Genomic DNA, 15,892 nt, shown 5'->3' with positions numbered 1-15,892 from the left:
CGCAGTAGCAATTGCAAAATATTTAAAATGACGCCTTTTCTGCCTTTCGTCTGCGGTATTCATCCAGCAAATCCTTCGCCCCTCCGCGAATTAACTTTAACTTCCCAAATCCCTTTTGCGATAGCAAGTCAGCTGCTTTTCTACTCCTAACTCCAGATTGGCAGAAGATTCGAAATTCCGCACTTCTATCCAAGCTTTCCAATTCCTTTTCCAAAATGGAAAGCGGTAAGTGTTTGACATTATCTAGAATTACCTGGGGCATTTCCCCTTGCTCACGAACATCGAGTAAAACTGCTTTCCCTAATAATGCTTCCTCAGCTGAAATCATTTCAAATGATTCAGAAATATGAGGCTTTTTTGGCTTGGAGACATTACCAAATTCAAATACTTGCTGTGTATTGTTCAGCAAATTGTAAATGAGAAGTTTGCCGGAAAGCACCTCTCCAATTCCCAAAATGATTTTCATGGCTTCATTTGCCTGGAGCATTCCAATCAAACCAACCGTCGTACCTAAAACTCCTGCCTCTGCACAATTCTGTACAGATTTATTTTCCTCCGGAAAAATATCTCTATAACTCGGCCCACCTTCGAAATTGAAAACGGAAACCTGTCCTTGAAATTGATGGATGGAACCATATACGAAAGGTTTTTCACAGGCAATGCAAGTGTCGTCGATGACGTATCGAATAAACAAGTTATCCGTCGCATCGATGACCAGATCAAATCCAGAAAAGATTTCAGCAGCATTTTTGGCAGTCAAAAACTCCTCATAAACTAGAACTTCCAGGCCTGGATTTTTTTTAATAACAGCATCTGCCGCCTCTTTAACTTTGTAAAGACCGATTTGCTCAGCAGCGTATAAGACTTGCCGATGCAGGTTTGACTCTTCAATTCTATCTCCATCGATAATTCCGATCTTGCCTATTCCAGAGGCAGCGAGATAAGGTAAAGCGGCACAACCCAATCCTCCAGCTCCTACCATAAGCACACTACTGGATTTTAACTTTTGCTGCCCGGAAATTCCGATTCCCGGAAGGATCATCTGTCTCTGGAATCTCTCCATCTTAACCTCCTGCAAATGGTGGAAGAAGTGCAACTTCATCTGTATCCGAAATAATCAGTGCCTGATCCTTCGATACAATTTTACGATTAATAGCTATCTGGAACTGGAATTTTCTAATGTCGTACTTGGAATCCAGCAAATTCAATAGCCCCTCCAAACTCATAGACTTCTGGTCTATCGTTTCAGAGTCACCTTGTGCCGCCTCCGCTATATTTCCAAAATAATTTACTGTAATCATATCTTCAAGTTAATACAGATCGCTGGGATTAATTACTAAAGGGCAAGGTATTAAGGTTTTGAAAAATAAATTCATCCTCCAGAACCCAATCTTCTTGCAGTTGTTTTTTCACCCGGGCTAGATGAACCACTTCGCCGATTACGATCACTGCGGGGGCTTTTATACCTTGATTCTGGCTGATTTCCAATATGTTTTGAATGGTGCCCACCACTTCCTTTTGGGCTATTTTTGTTCCATCCTGGATTATTGCGACAGGCAAATCAGCTTTACCCAAACCCGTGTAAATGGCAACGATCTCGGCAAGCTTGCTCATACCCATCAGTACTACGACTGTCGCAGATGATTGTGCTGCTAGAAGAAGATCTTTAGATAGCTCTCTATCGCTTGTGGTGCCCGTGATCACCCAAAAACTTTCTGCCACACCCCGGCTGGTTACAGGTATCCCCACCGAAGCAGGTACTGCCACACTGGAAGAAATACCTGGGATGACTTCGACTTCTATACCTTTTTCCAAAGCATAAATTTCTTCCTCTTTTCCTCTCCCAAAAACAAATGGATCGCCTCCTTTTACACGTACTACATGACCAAATTCCATGGAATAATCAACAATCAGCTCATTGATCTCGTCTTGTGTATGGCTGTGATTCCCTTTTCTTTTCCCTACAAAAACCAGCAAAGCTCGATTGGCATGCGCTAGAATTTCCTCATTCACAAGAGAATCATAGAGTACCACATCTGCATCTTTCAACGCATTTATGCCTTTCAATGTCAGCAACTCAGGGTCGCCCGGACCGGCGCCAAGGAGCGTGAGTTTCGGTGATTTTCCTGTGAGTGTGTTCATTGGTCTAGCAGGTTGAGTGAGAGTAATTCGGCTTTACTGTTTATGTTCTGAACATGGGCCTTTTCGTCGGAATTGATGACGATTTTCTGATGTGAGATCAAATTTACAAGTGAGCAAAGTTTCAATTTGTCAGCTGAAATAGCATCAGAGAAGGTTTTTGAGGCAGTTTTTTTATAAACACCAATTAAAGGATAATCATTCTTTCCATCGCTTAGAAACGTGACGGATGAATCATTTATGCTTGACTCTTCAGTTAGTTTGCTTAGCAGTTCAGTATTGATTTTGGGTATATCGCAGCTGAGAACCAAGTTTAGCTCAGTTTTGCTATGGTTCAACGCCGTAAAAATTCCGCCCACCGGCCCTTTATCTGCATAAACATCCTCGATCATAGGCAAACCCACCAAACTATAATCACCATTACTTGTCACCAAAATGATATTGGAAGTGATTGGCATAATTGCCTCAATAATCCAGCGGATGAATGGCCTGCCTTTGTAGGTTACCAAGCCTTTTTCAGCTTGCATTCGAACGCTTTTCCCTCCGCAGAGGATGTAGGCTGTCAAGTTTTCTGGATTTTTCATATCAATAACATGAGTCAAGGCAATTCTAATTTCTATTGATGGGTAGAAAAAGTACCGTTTCACCCGCTTCAAGGATTTCTTTTTCCGCAGGAACCAGCACGATAGCATTGCCTAGCGCATAAGAGATTAACATGCTGGATGCTTGCTTGGGATAGATTTCCAATTCCCCATTTTTCTCAGTTCCAAGTATGAAAAGAGTCTTCCCAAACTTGTTGAATGTTCGATGTTTTAATACTCCAGTCTGGAAGTTCAACTCAAAATCAGGATTACCCGACATGATCTTTAATGCTGAAAGGGCATAAATCAGAAAGCTGGTAAGTGAGGAAGCTGGATTTCCAGGTAGTGCAAACACAAGCGTATTGCCTGCCTTGCCAAACCAAAGAGGCTTACCTGGCTTTTGATTTACTTTGTAGAAAATCTCTTTTGCTCCATTGTATTCCAGTGCTTCTTTGACAAAATCGTAATCCCCAACAGAAATTCCTCCTGAAATCAACAAAAGATCTGTATGTAGCCCTTCGGCAATTATTTTTTTGGTTGATTCCAAGTCATCCTCGACCTTTAAAATACTCACTGAATCAAAACCTCTTGACCTCAATGCTGACTCAAGCATAATCGCATTGCTTTCATAAATGGCTCCGGGCCTCAGAGGCGTACCTGCTTCCTGAAGTTCATTGCCAGTTACGATAAGCGTAACTTTCGGCTTGTTATAGACCAAAACCTCGGTGATTCCAAAGCCCGCCAAAAAGCCAATAATGGATTCAGTAACCTTTGTGCCAGCAGGTAGAACTTGCTCACCAGCCTGAAGCTGCTCGCCAACTTCTCTCACATTTGTGAATTTTTCGGGGAACTGACGAATGGAGATTTTACCATTATTTGCATCCACATGCTCTTGAATGACGACTGTATCAGCAGAGTCCGGAACTCTGGCTCCAGTAAAGATCCGTACTGCCTGATTGTCTTTTAAGTTAAACTCATTTGCATCACCTGCCTTACATTCCCCGATGACCTCCAGTTCACTGATTGCTCCACTTCTAAAAGCATAGCCATCCATCGCTGATTGCCGAAAAGGCGGCAAACTGATTGGAGCCAAAATCTCATCTGCAAGAAAACAACCATAGGAGTCTCTCAGGGAAATTTTCACTGCAGGCAGTTTGACAGCATGCGTTTTAATTAATTCTAAAGCTTCCTCAACTGAAATCATTTTAATTCAAATTCTAAGTTAAAAGTAAGAATATATACGTAGAAATACGTAATTTACTACGTATTTATTTAAAATTTCTGAATCCTAAATAATTACACGTTCAAGTTCTTGGAATTATAGCGCAAAAAAAAACGCTAATGAAAGCGTCTTTTCTATAATCAGGAATATAGTTTACCAGCTTCCGCCAGCTCCACCACCACCGAAGCTTCCGCCGCCGAAGCCGCCAAATCCACCGCCTCCGCCGCCACCAAATCCTCCTCCACCGAAGCCACCACCGCGACTTCCTCTTCCGCCTCCGAGCATATTCGCTAACATGATAGTAGTCCATAGATCGACTCCACCACCTTTGCCTCCCATGTGGTTATTGTTATCATTTCTATTTCGCAACAGAGGGAGAACGACAAATATGACTATGAAGAAAAGAATCATAAAGATAGCTCCACCACTATTTCCATCAGACTCTATGTCTTCCGCTTTATATTCTCCTGAAGCAAGTTTGATAATCATTTCAGTTGCCTCATTTAGCCCTTGATAATAGGCTTCCCTTCGAAAATTCGGCACAATTAGATCTTCAACAATTCGTTTCGCCAAAGCATCTGGTACAGCTCCTTCCAGACCATAACCCGTCGCAATAAACACCTTATGGTCATCCATTGCTGCAAGAATCAAAATTCCATTATCATTTTCTGCACCGCCGATTCCCCAGGATTCTGCAAGCCGAAAAGAATAATCCGAAATGTCATATTGTCCTACAGATCGCATCATCACAATCGCAATCTGAGTGGAGGTACTGTCATTGTAAGCGACCAATTTGCTTTCCAACTGAGCCACCTCTCCACTGGAAAGGGTATTTGTGAAATCATTAACAAGCTTTGGAGGATTCGGAGCAGGAGGAAAATCCTGAGCCTGAAGTCCCAAACTGATAAATAGTAAAAGAAAAAGGAATGGTGGAATCTTAAGATCCAAAAGAAATCTCATCAGGAAGTTCGTTTATGTCTGAATCACCCTGATACGGGAAATGCTGTCCAAGTTGCTCGCCGGCCATTTGTATTCCGTCGATCAGACCTTGTGTAAATTGGCCATTTTTAAATAAGCTGGCCATGTGTTCTTTAATATTTTCCCAGAAATGGTCAGCCACCACATCGTTGATACCCTTGTCACCTAGGATTGCAAAACGCTTATCAACAACAGCCAGATAGAAAAGCACTCCATTTCTGTCTTTTGTCTGATGCATTTTAAGTGTATCAAAAACCACAATGGCCCGATTTAACACGTCGCCTTTGCATCGGCTTTCGATATGAACTTGAATTTCTCCGGATGTAGATACTTCAGCAGACCGAATGGCCTCAATAATTGCCTCCCGGTCTGCCGTTGAGAATAATTTCTCAGCCATAATTAGTAGGATTAAAACTGTACAGTAGGGGCATTCTCTGCTCCTTCGGAAGCTTCGAAATAACCTTTTTGCTCAAATCCGTACCAGCCCGCAAAGATGTTGTTCGGGAAAGTTCGGAGATTGGAGTTGTAATCCTGTACCGATTGATTGAAATTTCTTCTGGCCACAGCAATTCTGTTTTCAGTACCTTCTAATTGCGCCTGTAGTTCCAGGAAGTTTTGATTGGCTTTCAACTCAGGATAGCGCTCCACACTCACCAATAATCTTCCTAAAGCTCCTGAAAGTTGATCTTGGGCACCTTGGAATTCTGCTAATTTCTCAGGGGTAAGAGTTGAAGCATCTACATTTACTGAAGTAGCTTTAGCTCGGGCCTCAATCACCTGGGTTAAGGTTTCCTGTTCAAAATCCGCGTAGCCTTTTACTGTGTTTACCAAGTTAGGGATGAGATCAGATCTTCTTTGATACTGAGTCTCCACTTCAGCCCACTGGCCATTTATAACTTCTTCTTTTTGGACAAAAGTGTTGTAAGTCCCAACTGCTTTCGTATAAATAAAAATACCAAGCACCAGAAGGATACCAATAGGGATTAAGAATTTTTTCATTTTTTATAAATTGATTTTTTGCAACTTGATTACTGACGTATTTAAGTTTAAGAGGTTTGGTTATCCTCCTTCCTTTACTCAAAATTACCGCTTTTATCTTAATTCAACCCAAAAGACCGCTAAATCTGCTTTTTCAGTGTAAAGGTGAATTGGAGGTCTTTATATTTGGTGAGATCATCACCTTCATATCTTCGGATCTCTAAGTTAATCTCCTTTCCAGGATCAGATCGAAGTAATTTGTTAAGTTCACCTAGTTCCCAAATGAATGTAGGAATCTTATTGATAGTCAATATTTCATCAAAGGCCATTACGCCCGCACGATGAGCTGGAGATCCCACCCGAATATCTGAGATGTAGATCCTGTTGTCATCATTTGGTATTTTCTTAAGTGACATTCCGCTCATATCAAATTGGAAAGGAGTATAAAAATTATCAGCCTTCCTTACTAATAAACGATTTCTAGGATAGTCAAATACAAGCCTTGTTCTTCCCAGCACCTCTGCACCTAGACTCCCAAATCTACCGGAATTTTGGATGACATAGCTGAAAGGTGTCTCGTCTGGATAGGAAGTCAGCACTTCATCCATTTTGAAATTGGCAATTTTCATATAATCTACTCTTCCTATATATCCATACAACACTCCACCAAGACTCTGACCCAGCTCCGACGCTATAAAAAGCGGGGGCATCGTGATCTTTTCCGTAGTCTCTCTATTAAGTAGTAATCCATGATTGGCGCCTGTATCGATCAGCAATTTTGGGTTAATGATTGACCCGTCTTTCTGCTTTACTGTGGCATTGATGTAAGGTTTGTTATCTTCTACAGCCATCTCCAGTTTTCTGTAAAAAAGTGGTTTCCACTTCATGGCTGAAGTTCTATAAAATTCTATTTCACCGACGTCGTAGTTGATTTTTACTGGATTGTATTTGAAAAATTCATAGCCCAATATTCCATAGATAGGAGTTCCGATCACAGATTCAAGCTCCAGAAATTCATCCTCCAATACCAATAAGCTTTGGAATATTCCTTCTACCGGTCCCAAATCAAAGTGATTTATCGGCGAGACAGAGGCCATGAGGTCGTCATTTCCATCTGCTCCTACCAATTTTATTCTTCGTGTATATTCAAGTCCCAAAGCATCTCCCAGCACTTTGCTAAACAAAATATTTGAGCGAACTCCCGTATCCACTAAGAAATTCAAAGGAGTGTTTCCATTGATAGAAACGGTGATAATTATTAGGCTGTTTGTGGCATAAAATGGAATGGTGACTTTTCTTTTTTCTTCTTTCATAAAAAATCCAGGCACTTGAGCTATGCACAAAAATTGCGACCCAAGCAGAAATACAAGAAAAACACATAAGCGTTTTAACATAGATTTATGATAAAGAAGGTGATACAAATAAGTTACTTTCTTTTTTGAAAAAAAGTAGGATGTCTGGTAAAAACTAGCCTTTTCACCCGCTTGTTTGAAAAATTATTTTATTTGGTTTAATTAGATTGAAACCAAATTACTGAGATTAGGCACTCAGGTTTGTCAAAAAATGGAGAATGACTCATCTTTATTTTTAATTATCTTGAACACATGGCAGACAAAGCCCTCATTGAAAAGGCTAAAAAAATCTTTGAAAACTTCCTAACGAAGCAGGGAAGCAGGAAAACCCCTGAAAGATTTTCAGTAATTGACGAACTATACTCACTTCCGGAAGATGAACACATGGATGTGGAGGGGCTTTTTCTTAGTATGAGAAATAAAGGTTACACCATCAGCCGAGCGACAATCTACAATACATTGGATCTTTTGGTGGAAAGCGGGCTGGCTGTGAAGCATCAGTTCAAGGACAAAGTGGCCCTATATGAACAGGCCCTGACATACAAGCACCACGATCATCATGTATGTAACCAATGCCGAAAAATCAGGGAATTTTCAGATCCAAAGATCAACGAAATTAAAGAAGAAATAGGAAAGTCATTCAGATCTTCCATCACCAGCCACTCGCTTGTCTTGTACGGAGATTGCCAGATTGAGAATTGTGAAAACCTGCAGGAATTTTAAGCAAATATCTTTTTGTAAATAGGCTTTCTAAAAGCAAACTGTGCATAGAGAGCCGGATAAAGCACGGACGTTAATAATCCAAAAGATCCCTCAAATTCGATCTCGTCCCTTATAATTGAGTGATCTCCATCTTTGATAATCCGGTGCTTGTGCCGCCATTTTTTTAGGAAAAACGGTAAGTTCACACCTTCATCCACGAAGTAAAATTCCTTCTCATCTGTGTGATTTTCTGAGATTTGACTCACCCATTTTTCCTTAAAAAAGAGGAAATTTAATTCGAGAGAAACTATATCTCCGATTTCTGATCCGTCAAACTGAATCAGCTTCACAGGGGGAAAAGGAGGGCTGAGTTTGGTGAAAAGCGTTTCATCAAATCCTCTTTTTACTGATAAGTAATTTTGTTTGACCTTAGTAGATAGGGTGATTTTCATTTTTCTAGAAGCTAAGGACAAATAGGAGAAAGAGAATAAGCCAAATTCCATCCATAAAATGCCAGTAAAAGGTAAATAGGCGGACACGCATCTTCTCAAATGGATTGGTGTGAATTATAAGCTTTTGCACTTCGTCTTTTCTGCTTTTAGCTAGCTGAAAATAAAGAATCAGCCCAAAGATCATGGCGCCTGAAAGGTGAAAAATGTGAATTCCACTCAGCACGTAAAGAAAACTTCCACTTGGAATGCCGGTGAATTCTATGCCTTTTGCTTTCAATTCATACCATCCTACCACTTGCAAAATAGTAAAAATCATTCCTAGAATGACCGTGGTTCTTAGCGAACCTAGAAGCTTATTGGTATTTTCTTCCTGGTATGCCAGCCGGATGGAAGTAGCTGAAAAGCCGCTAATGACCAGCAAAAATGTGGAAATCAGAAACGCAATAGGTACATTCTGGTTCATGCCAGCCAAGAGAGCACGGGAAGAAAAAAGAAAGGCAGAAGCCATGAAAAGGAATATTAATCCACTCCCAAGCATGCCGAGATAGAGCATTGTCTCATAGGGATGAAGGTTTTCTATACGCTGTAGCAGGGTAGGATTTTCCTTGAACTTTACCATTATTCTGAAAACAGGGAATCGGTGTGAAGGTTCAGAAAAATTACGGAACAATTTCACTTTTCACTTAGAAATGGCTTTTAATTGATCTGTTTATCAAACAGTTTTGGTGCTAATCTTTTTATGCTTTACTAATATGCTTTGAGTTATGATTATAGAAAATACCCACTAATTACTTTCAAAACTTGGCTTCAGCCGTACGAAGGCGAGCTCATTTTCTTTTTTCAAATAAGAATAGATTGATCCTTTGTGGACAAAACTCTTACCCTCAAAGTACTTACCCATAATTGGGATACTGTTATTCAGTCTATGTTCAGAGATCTGCTCGAGTGTTTCGTCGAATACTGTTAATACATAAACGTAGAAAGGTTTTTGAGGATCATTGGTGTTCAGCTCGCGGCTATATCGGTAGAACCTCTGGGCTGTATGGTCCTTGATCAGAGGACCAAAAGTCACTTCATCATTTTTGCGTTTGACCCAGTACATGTACAGCTGTTGGTTGTTAATATCTTCCCTGTATTTGCCGGACTTTTGGTCTGAAGTAATCTGGCTGTGGAATTCTTTGTGGATCACAGATTCACTTTCTGAGTCATAATACCATAATTCATTGCTTGCAGAAGTGGAAAGAATAATGTCGGGACCGTTCAGTAATAGGAATTTCATTTCCGGAGAACTGTTTCTTTTCCCAATATCGTAATCCACCGTCACCGTGTATTTTTTCAGTTGATCCCAAAAGTCAATTGGAACCAGCTTCAGTGATCTGTCAATTAAATTTACTTTTGCTATTCCCAGTACATTCCCGCCGATTTTAAAATTGCCATAAAAGCTGGCTAAGAAGGAACCGTCGCTGGATATTTCTCCAAGACCGTCTATTTCTGTGTCAAAGGGAAGCTTGTCTCCCGTCAGCTCCCTGTTGATCAATTCATAAGAGTCAATTTTTTTTCCGGAAGAATTAAGCTTGTGGATTATTCGATACTCTTTAAAAAAGGTGTCCCCAAAAAGCGTCTTTTTAATTCCGAAAGGGAAATATTGCTTGACACTGTTAGGACCTTGAATCTTATAATTTATCAGACTATCAAGTCTCAGGCTGTCGATATTTATGACTTCTACACGTCCGGTCTCAGGTTTGAGGTTATATAAAAGTCCTTCATTTACTGAATAGTCTGACATGTTCAGCTCCATATCCAGATAAATCTGCTCGTCTCCTGCGTCTATAAAAACGGTATCAAGCACATAATTAAAATTAGGAGAGACATTGGCAGCGGGCAGCCGTACATCCACGGTATTATCTCCGCAGGAGGAAAGAATGAATAAAAGTATTAAAACACGGATATTCTTCATTCCTTAAAAATTAAAGTCAAAAATCCATAAAGCCAACTTATTGGTCAATTTCGTTGGTTTTAACTACTCATTAAAAGTTGGTTTGAGTCTTACAAAGGCCATCTCATCTTCGATATTGAGAAACTGATAGAAATCTCCATCCTTGATAAATGACTTACCGGTTAACTCCCAATTTTCCAATGGGAACTCACCAAGTTGGTTGAGATCCATATCAAAAAAAGTTAGGTAATAGTTTCTTACTACCGTTTCTTCTTTCATACGATTAAAGTCAGAAGAAACCCTCCAGATCATATCTCTTCCTTCATCGAGTATTAACTTACCAAAACTAACCTCTTGGTCTCTGGCATTTCTTGCGTCTCTGAACTCGTCTTGTGTAGTGACTTTAGTGGAATATTTTACTGGTTTTACATCCTCAGACACTTTTATTCCCAATTCTCTCATTCGCCTCCAGTTTGATTTGATCAAATTCAATGGTCTTGACGAGTTTTGCCGCCTCAGTTACTATGTTAACTTTTAATTGGCCGAATAAGCAGATGTTACCATTTTTCAGAATTTGAATTTTTTGATAATAATCGTTACCTATACCATTAGGACCTTCTTTTTCCAGCTGCACAGTCTTTTGTAATTTGAGATTGTCCAAATCCACTATTTCCAGTAAATAGCTATCGGGATTAAGGTTATACAGATATTTCCTATCCGGGGAGACGTCTGATAAACCCAGACCCCAGTTGAGGAAAAAGAAATGATCTCCGGCATCCACCATCACGGTGTCTAGCTGATACGAAAATTGGAAATCTGCATTCTCATTTTGGGAGAATTCCTTTGCGGAACAGCCCGCCAAAGCAATTGTCAGGATAAAAAATATATTCTTAGTCATATGCGATAGTCGGTTTTAGTCTGACAAAAGCTAGCTCGTCTTCGACATTCAAAAAGGTATAAATCATTCCCTTTCGGGCGAAGTACTTATAGGGAAGGACGAAATCTGATGGCAGCAGCTCTTCGTGTACTTGGTTGAACTCTGGATCAAAGGCAGTAAGAACGGTTTTGTATTGGATTGTGTCTCCTTTCATATGATCCATTTCTTTTGCAAAACGCCAATAGACGTCATTATGCTTATCAAAAAATAAATTTCCATAGCTGACTTCTTTGCTTTTCTCATTGAAAATCTCTTGAAATTCCTCCTCTGAGTCAGAGCGAGGTGGGTAATTTCCCTTAGCTTCCTGGCTGGTGAATTTACTGGAGTAAGTTTTAGAAGAAATGGAATCTGTAGCGAGGTTGTAGAAATAAATCTTGTTTTGAGCGGAATTTGAAAACAACAAACTATCGTTTTTCATCAGAAGGCTGATGTCAGCCCTAAGCATATTCATCGGGTGTACTTTCTCATAATAGAAAATAGTTTGATACTTATCCAATTCCTTAAATAAGCCCAACTTCTTGTACTTGACACGCTTATTTTCCAGATCAAACAGCGCCAGCCCGTCTGCAGAATCTTCCATTTTCTCACCACCATACAATGTCGCAATGGTTTTTTCATCCTTAGAAAGCGTTTCATTTAACTGGATCCTTTTGCCTTCCGGAAGTCTCTCACCTTCAAACTCCTGTTTTGAATAGACCATAGTAGAAAGCTTGTTTCCCTCCTGATCGAAATGATAAACTTCATAATTGTCCGATAGGTAAAAAGTCCCATCAGCAAGCATATAAATATTGGACATGTAGGGAGATTGAATGGCATTGGGTCCATCCACACTCATAGGAATGACCCGTTCTAGTTTCAGGTTGTCCAGATCAATAACTTCTATGCCGGTAGGGTTTGCGCCAGTTTTGAAATTGTATAGATATTTTCCGTCTTGAGATATTCCGGAGTTAATTAGGGAACTAATCATAAAAATAAACTCATCCCCTGCATCCACCATAACGGTATCTAACTCATAGGAGAAATCAATTGAGGTAGCCTCTGTATTTTCTACACTTTCTTTGGTGCCACAGCTGGCTAGAACTGCCAGAATAATCGGAGTAAGTAGTTTGATTTTATTCATAGGTAATAATAGGTTTTAAGCGGACGAAGGCTAGTTCGTCTTCGATGTTTAGAAAACTATAAATCACTCTATTCTTGACAAAAGACTGGCTCGATAGATAGAAATTGATCAGTTCTTTTTCTTTAAGCATAGTAAAATCCTCATCAAATAAGGTAATGACCTGCTTGTAAACTACTGAGTCTCCGATCATGCGATCTAATTCTGAACTGATCCTCCAAAACATTTCAAAGTTTGTTAATTCTCTGAATTGCGTAAAATGCACCTGTTTATATGCTTCAGTGGACACTTCATAGAATTGCTCTTCAGAGTCTACTTCATTTGGAAAATTGGCTATTCTTTCATTTGCCGTAAGTGTAGAATTAAAAGTTCGGTGCACCAGAATGTCGTTTTTTATCTGGTATCGGTAAACGTCATTAAAGGCCGAAGAGGAAATAATCAGGTCATTCTCAATGAAATTGAGATAGAAACTATCCCCAGTAGCGATAGAAGTTACACTTCCGTTATCAAATTTAATTTCGAATTCTTTCAGCTTACGAAACAAATCCATCTCTATAACTTTCACCGAGTCGGTTTCCATATCAATAATAGCAATTCCACTCGGGGCTTTTTTTAGGTCCCTATTTTCCAATACACACACATAGAATTTACCGTCCTCAGTAAATTTCCCGGTATAGTTTATTCGCTGGTCCTCTTTTAGTTTTATATGCTCAAAGTCTAGTGTCTTTATTAATTCCCCAGAGGGTGAGACGAAATTGATCTTATTGGACCCCATCAAGCAGATAGTTCCATCATCTAAAACCTGAAGATCCTGGTAAAAAGTATTCCCCACTCCATTTACACCTTCTTTTTCCAAGTGTATCAATTCTTTTAATTTAAGACTATCTAAATCAATTACTTCTAGTAGAAGTGCTATAGGATTTAAGTTATAAATGAGACTAAGGTCTTCAGATTGGTCTGAGAGACTCAGGCCCCAATTGAGAAAAAGAAATTGATCGCCGGCATCTACCATCACCGTATCCACCTCATAGGATAAATCAACAGTATTAGTGGCGGTATTTTCAGCGCCTTCTACGATACTTTCCGCACTTTCTTTAGAGCTGCAACTGGCTACAACTGACAGAATAATTGGAGTTAGATACTTGATTCTATTCATCATAGGTAGGGTTGATTCTGATGAAGCCAAGCTCGTCTTCCAGATTGATGTAAGAATATAGTGAGCCGTCTTTGAAGAAGGTAAGTGAACTCATCGCAGTAAAGTCCACCTTTTCCTCATGAAGTTGAGTGAGATCTTTGTCAAAAATGGTAAGTACTGATTGGTAAGCTACGGAGTCTCCTATGGTACGATCTAATGATCTACTGAACCTCCAGAATTTCTCTTCTTTATTGTCAAAATAGAGGTTGCCAAAAGTTACTTCTTTTATTTTTTCTTTGTTGAGTTCAAAAAGCTCTTCCCGAGAACTTGCGGTTTTCTGATAATTACCTTTCTTCTCATCATCTGTTAGTTGGGAATGAAAAGACTTTTTGTCTAGTTCTCCATCGGCTAGGCTTAAAACGTAAATCTCATTGAAAGTAGAAGTTGAAATAATCAATTGATCATCCATCGGCAAAAAGTAAACAGACTCTCCTATAGACATTTTTCCTCCACCATCTGTACTAAAAACAATAAAGAATTTATCAATTTTCTCAAAGAGATCCAGAGGTACTTTTTTCAATTCTTTGGTATTGAGATTTACAATTGCCAGCCCACTTTTCGGATTTGAATTGTCTAGTAGTCCGTAACTGCCGTAGTAAAATTGTCCATCATCAGAGATTTGCCCTTCAGGAAATATTTTTTCCTTCTCAGTCATTGGATCACCTTTTAGAGAATCCGCAGTAAACCAAAACTTACTTGATTGATCTTTGTCCGGGTTTAGCCTCACCATATAGTTCCAAGTATTCAGAAAGAGCTCTCCACTATCTGAAATATCCATCATAGGTATGTAGGAGTTAGCCGCTCCTATTCCAGCAGGGCCTTCATTTTCAAGTTTGATTACCTCCTTGAGTGAGAGATCATCAAGATCAATTATTTCCAGCTCGGGTACTGTAGGGTTAAAATTGTAAAGTGTTTTCTTGTCCGAACTAAGCGACGCAGTATTTAGATAGTTAGATAGATAAATAAAATGGTCATCGCCTGGATCTACTTGAACGGTGTCTATTTCTACCGTGAAGTTTAAGGTATTTGAATTAGTAGATTCGGTTTCATTTTTGCCTGAGCAGGAAGCGATTAGGATTAGGATAGTGGCAAAATACAGTGGTTTTTTCATTCTAGGAATATAGGATTAAATAGGCAATAGTTTTAGAACTAAAGTCAGATGTATTTAAAAATTAAAAGTATAAACTACATATCCTGGATTTTCATCCACAGGAATGTAGCAATACAGCTTTACTTCCTTAAAAAAGCTCATCACTTGGTTGGGACTATAGCTTTTGAATTCCCCTTCTGCAGTTAGTTTGAAGTCTTTGGAATAGGTAAACACGTAAAAATCACCACCGATCATCTTCCCTTCTAAGTCATATTTATTCTTTTGGGCAAAGCGTAAGTATCGCTCATTTTTTTCATCCCAAAAGAATCTCCCAAAGCGGATTTCCTTTCCCATTTCTTTTCTAATCACACTAATCAGTTCCTGAGAGTCCACTTCTGTTTGGTAATTTCCCTGTTTGGATTTAGGAACTATCTCATGTGGAAAAGTGAGTAGTGACAAAGAATCGAGTGAAGGATCATATAAGTAGATATCAGAAGTAGCGCCACTGTAAACTATAAATTTGCCATTTACCTCTTGAAGATCTTCAAAATCCCCTCCGCTGCTAGAGCCATTACCTTGCCTGAAAGTCACTCTATATTTCTCGGTAATCTTCATCGCGGGAAGCTCCATGTTTATTCCTTTTTTGCTTTCTATATCAATAATTCCTAATCCAGAAATACCACTATGGAAAGCTTTAGGAAGAGTAATGGCCTTGCTTTTATCCTCAGTAATAAGAATGCTATTGGTGACAAAGGAACTGGCTTCTTCATCAAACCCGCTAACTGATTCGGTGGTAAGATTTAGCTTTTGCACGAGTTCTCCTGAGAGAGAGTAAATCCCTGAACTGTTTGAATTTGCAAGCAAAAACTCTTCACCAGGAAGGGCTTGGAAATAGTTGACATATGAAGGAATTTTATTAGGCCCGTCTTTTTCGAATGGATGTCTCGCAACAAGAGTCATTGAGTTAATATCTATCTCATGGATTTCAGATTCTTGTTCATTGAATAGATAGACTTTATTTCCGTCTTGGCTCAAACCATCTCCATAGTATCCATAAGCGTTGAAGATATCATCTCCAATATTCACTGCTAGCGTATCCGTAGTATAAGAAGGGTTTTCTAAAGTAAGGACTTTAGCCTCTTTCGTGGCTTCTTTCCCACCACAGGAAGCCAATATTGCGCAGAGTGAAATTGTGAGTCGTTTTTTCATAATT

Annotated in this window: 19 protein-coding genes; 1 reads left to right on the top strand and 18 read right to left on the bottom strand. The window is 39.5% G+C overall.

What is annotated here, in order from left to right; genetic code table 11:
• Window positions 1-22: 22 nt before the first annotated feature.
• The 9 genes from AACZ73_RS02235 to AACZ73_RS02195 form a co-directional block, all read right to left on the bottom strand.
• Window positions 23-1,102 (bottom strand): HesA/MoeB/ThiF family protein, encoded by a 1,080-nt coding sequence (locus AACZ73_RS02235; RefSeq protein WP_339875004.1) that lies wholly within the window; start codon window positions 1,100-1,102, stop codon window positions 23-25.
• Window positions 1,065-1,301 carry a MoaD/ThiS family protein gene (locus AACZ73_RS02230; protein ID WP_339875002.1) on the bottom strand — a complete coding sequence of 79 codons (237 nt, stop codon included), beginning with the start codon at window positions 1,299-1,301 and terminating at the stop codon, window positions 1,065-1,067. The genes AACZ73_RS02235 and AACZ73_RS02230 overlap by 38 nt, the downstream gene beginning before the upstream one ends.
• Window positions 1,302-1,329: 28 nt before the next feature.
• Window positions 1,330-2,142 carry a uroporphyrinogen-III C-methyltransferase gene (cobA, locus tag AACZ73_RS02225; protein WP_339875000.1) on the bottom strand — a complete coding sequence of 271 codons (813 nt, stop codon included), beginning with the start codon at window positions 2,140-2,142 and terminating at the stop codon, window positions 1,330-1,332.
• Window positions 2,139-2,723, bottom strand: a complete 585-nt coding sequence (locus AACZ73_RS02220) for a molybdenum cofactor guanylyltransferase (protein ID WP_339874998.1) — start codon at window positions 2,721-2,723, stop codon at window positions 2,139-2,141. Before AACZ73_RS02220 ends, cobA begins: the two co-directional genes overlap by 4 nt.
• A 25-nt stretch (window positions 2,724-2,748) precedes the next feature.
• Complete coding sequence (gene glp / locus AACZ73_RS02215; RefSeq protein ID WP_339874996.1) at window positions 2,749-3,924, bottom strand: gephyrin-like molybdotransferase Glp; 1,176 nt, start codon at window positions 3,922-3,924, stop codon at window positions 2,749-2,751.
• Window positions 3,925-4,095: 171 nt separating this feature from the next.
• Window positions 4,096-4,902 carry a TPM domain-containing protein gene (locus AACZ73_RS02210; protein ID WP_339874994.1) on the bottom strand — a complete coding sequence of 269 codons (807 nt, stop codon included), beginning with the start codon at window positions 4,900-4,902 and terminating at the stop codon, window positions 4,096-4,098.
• Window positions 4,880-5,317: a TPM domain-containing protein gene (locus AACZ73_RS02205; protein ID WP_339874993.1), complete on the bottom strand. Its 438-nt coding sequence runs from the start codon at window positions 5,315-5,317 to the stop codon at window positions 4,880-4,882. Before AACZ73_RS02205 ends, AACZ73_RS02210 begins: the two co-directional genes overlap by 23 nt.
• An 11-nt stretch (window positions 5,318-5,328) precedes the next feature.
• Entirely contained in the window at window positions 5,329-5,919 is a 591-nt protein-coding gene (locus AACZ73_RS02200) for a LemA family protein (RefSeq protein WP_339874992.1), read from the bottom strand.
• Window positions 5,920-6,038: 119 nt separating this feature from the next.
• Window positions 6,039-7,211: an aspartyl protease family protein gene (locus AACZ73_RS02195; RefSeq protein WP_339874990.1), complete on the bottom strand. Its 1,173-nt coding sequence runs from the start codon at window positions 7,209-7,211 to the stop codon at window positions 6,039-6,041.
• Window positions 7,212-7,502: 291 nt separating this feature from the next.
• Between AACZ73_RS02195 and AACZ73_RS02190 the strand changes: the two genes are divergently transcribed.
• Complete coding sequence (locus AACZ73_RS02190; protein ID WP_339874988.1) at window positions 7,503-7,973, top strand: transcriptional repressor; 471 nt, start codon at window positions 7,503-7,505, stop codon at window positions 7,971-7,973.
• On the opposite strand, the gene AACZ73_RS02185 is transcribed toward AACZ73_RS02190, so the two are convergent.
• The 9 genes from AACZ73_RS02185 to AACZ73_RS02145 all read right to left on the bottom strand — a co-directional run bounded on the left by AACZ73_RS02185 (window position 7,970) and on the right by AACZ73_RS02145 (window position 15,888).
• Entirely contained in the window at window positions 7,970-8,404 is a 435-nt protein-coding gene (locus AACZ73_RS02185) for a hypothetical protein (RefSeq protein WP_339874986.1), read from the bottom strand. The genes AACZ73_RS02190 and AACZ73_RS02185 overlap by 4 nt on opposite strands.
• A gap of 4 nt (window positions 8,405-8,408) precedes the next feature.
• Window positions 8,409-9,023, bottom strand: a complete 615-nt coding sequence (locus tag AACZ73_RS02180) for a cytochrome c oxidase subunit 3 (protein ID WP_339874985.1) — start codon at window positions 9,021-9,023, stop codon at window positions 8,409-8,411.
• A 165-nt stretch (window positions 9,024-9,188) separates the two neighbouring features.
• Window positions 9,189-10,361, bottom strand: a complete 1,173-nt coding sequence (locus AACZ73_RS02175) for a DUF4221 family protein (protein WP_339874983.1) — start codon at window positions 10,359-10,361, stop codon at window positions 9,189-9,191.
• Window positions 10,362-10,424: 63 nt separating this feature from the next.
• Complete coding sequence (locus tag AACZ73_RS02170; protein WP_339874981.1) at window positions 10,425-10,802, bottom strand: DUF4221 family protein; 378 nt, start codon at window positions 10,800-10,802, stop codon at window positions 10,425-10,427.
• Window positions 10,774-11,238 (bottom strand): DUF4221 family protein, encoded by a 465-nt coding sequence (locus AACZ73_RS02165; RefSeq protein ID WP_339874979.1) that lies wholly within the window; start codon window positions 11,236-11,238, stop codon window positions 10,774-10,776. Before AACZ73_RS02165 ends, AACZ73_RS02170 begins: the two co-directional genes overlap by 29 nt.
• Window positions 11,231-12,397 (bottom strand): DUF4221 family protein, encoded by a 1,167-nt coding sequence (locus tag AACZ73_RS02160; RefSeq protein WP_339874978.1) that lies wholly within the window; start codon window positions 12,395-12,397, stop codon window positions 11,231-11,233. Before AACZ73_RS02160 ends, AACZ73_RS02165 begins: the two co-directional genes overlap by 8 nt.
• Window positions 12,390-13,550, bottom strand: coding sequence for a DUF4221 family protein (locus AACZ73_RS02155; RefSeq protein ID WP_339874977.1), 1,161 nt, complete (start codon window positions 13,548-13,550; stop codon window positions 12,390-12,392). The genes AACZ73_RS02160 and AACZ73_RS02155 overlap by 8 nt, the downstream gene beginning before the upstream one ends.
• Window positions 13,543-14,700 carry a DUF4221 family protein gene (locus AACZ73_RS02150; protein ID WP_339874975.1) on the bottom strand — a complete coding sequence of 386 codons (1,158 nt, stop codon included), beginning with the start codon at window positions 14,698-14,700 and terminating at the stop codon, window positions 13,543-13,545. The genes AACZ73_RS02155 and AACZ73_RS02150 overlap by 8 nt, the downstream gene beginning before the upstream one ends.
• Window positions 14,701-14,754: 54 nt before the next feature.
• Window positions 14,755-15,888 (bottom strand): DUF4221 family protein, encoded by a 1,134-nt coding sequence (locus AACZ73_RS02145; protein ID WP_339874974.1) that lies wholly within the window; start codon window positions 15,886-15,888, stop codon window positions 14,755-14,757.
• Between the last annotated feature and the right edge of the window lie 4 nt (window positions 15,889-15,892).

It is taken from the genome of uncultured Algoriphagus sp., from assembly GCF_963974835.1.
GTDB lineage: Bacteria > Bacteroidota > Bacteroidia > Cytophagales > Cyclobacteriaceae > Algoriphagus.
The sequence above is the reverse complement of the archived record's forward strand: the minus strand, read 5'-3'. Positions and strand labels throughout refer to the sequence as shown.

What these genes read in the sequence shown, in the direction of transcription:
- AACZ73_RS02235 (WP_339875004.1), bottom strand. Translation starts at nt 1,102, where the DNA reads ATGAAGTTGCACTTCTTCCACCATTTGCAGGAGGTTAAGATGGAGAGA.
- AACZ73_RS02205 (WP_339874993.1), bottom strand. Translation starts at nt 5,317, where the DNA reads ATGGCTGAGAAATTATTCTCAACGGCAGACCGGGAGGCAATTATTGAG.
- glp (WP_339874996.1), bottom strand. Translation starts at nt 3,924, where the DNA reads ATGATTTCAGTTGAGGAAGCTTTAGAATTAATTAAAACGCATGCTGTC.
- AACZ73_RS02220 (WP_339874998.1), bottom strand. Translation starts at nt 2,723, where the DNA reads ATGAAAAATCCAGAAAACTTGACAGCCTACATCCTCTGCGGAGGGAAA.
- AACZ73_RS02160 (WP_339874978.1), bottom strand. Translation starts at nt 12,397, where the DNA reads ATGAATAAAATCAAACTACTTACTCCGATTATTCTGGCAGTTCTAGCC.
- AACZ73_RS02170 (WP_339874981.1), bottom strand. Translation starts at nt 10,802, where the DNA reads ATGAGAGAATTGGGAATAAAAGTGTCTGAGGATGTAAAACCAGTAAAA.
- AACZ73_RS02210 (WP_339874994.1), bottom strand. Translation starts at nt 4,902, where the DNA reads ATGAGATTTCTTTTGGATCTTAAGATTCCACCATTCCTTTTTCTTTTA.
- AACZ73_RS02200 (WP_339874992.1), bottom strand. Translation starts at nt 5,919, where the DNA reads ATGAAAAAATTCTTAATCCCTATTGGTATCCTTCTGGTGCTTGGTATT.
- AACZ73_RS02190 (WP_339874988.1), top strand. Translation starts at nt 7,503, where the DNA reads ATGGCAGACAAAGCCCTCATTGAAAAGGCTAAAAAAATCTTTGAAAAC.
- AACZ73_RS02145 (WP_339874974.1), bottom strand. Translation starts at nt 15,888, where the DNA reads ATGAAAAAACGACTCACAATTTCACTCTGCGCAATATTGGCTTCCTGT.
- AACZ73_RS02185 (WP_339874986.1), bottom strand. Translation starts at nt 8,404, where the DNA reads ATGAAAATCACCCTATCTACTAAGGTCAAACAAAATTACTTATCAGTA.
- AACZ73_RS02155 (WP_339874977.1), bottom strand. Translation starts at nt 13,550, where the DNA reads ATGAATAGAATCAAGTATCTAACTCCAATTATTCTGTCAGTTGTAGCC.
- AACZ73_RS02175 (WP_339874983.1), bottom strand. Translation starts at nt 10,361, where the DNA reads ATGAAGAATATCCGTGTTTTAATACTTTTATTCATTCTTTCCTCCTGC.
- cobA (WP_339875000.1), bottom strand. Translation starts at nt 2,142, where the DNA reads ATGAACACACTCACAGGAAAATCACCGAAACTCACGCTCCTTGGCGCC.
- AACZ73_RS02165 (WP_339874979.1), bottom strand. Translation starts at nt 11,238, where the DNA reads ATGACTAAGAATATATTTTTTATCCTGACAATTGCTTTGGCGGGCTGT.
- AACZ73_RS02150 (WP_339874975.1), bottom strand. Translation starts at nt 14,700, where the DNA reads ATGAAAAAACCACTGTATTTTGCCACTATCCTAATCCTAATCGCTTCC.
- AACZ73_RS02195 (WP_339874990.1), bottom strand. Translation starts at nt 7,211, where the DNA reads ATGAAAGAAGAAAAAAGAAAAGTCACCATTCCATTTTATGCCACAAAC.
- AACZ73_RS02180 (WP_339874985.1), bottom strand. Translation starts at nt 9,023, where the DNA reads ATGGTAAAGTTCAAGGAAAATCCTACCCTGCTACAGCGTATAGAAAAC.
- AACZ73_RS02230 (WP_339875002.1), bottom strand. Translation starts at nt 1,301, where the DNA reads ATGATTACAGTAAATTATTTTGGAAATATAGCGGAGGCGGCACAAGGT.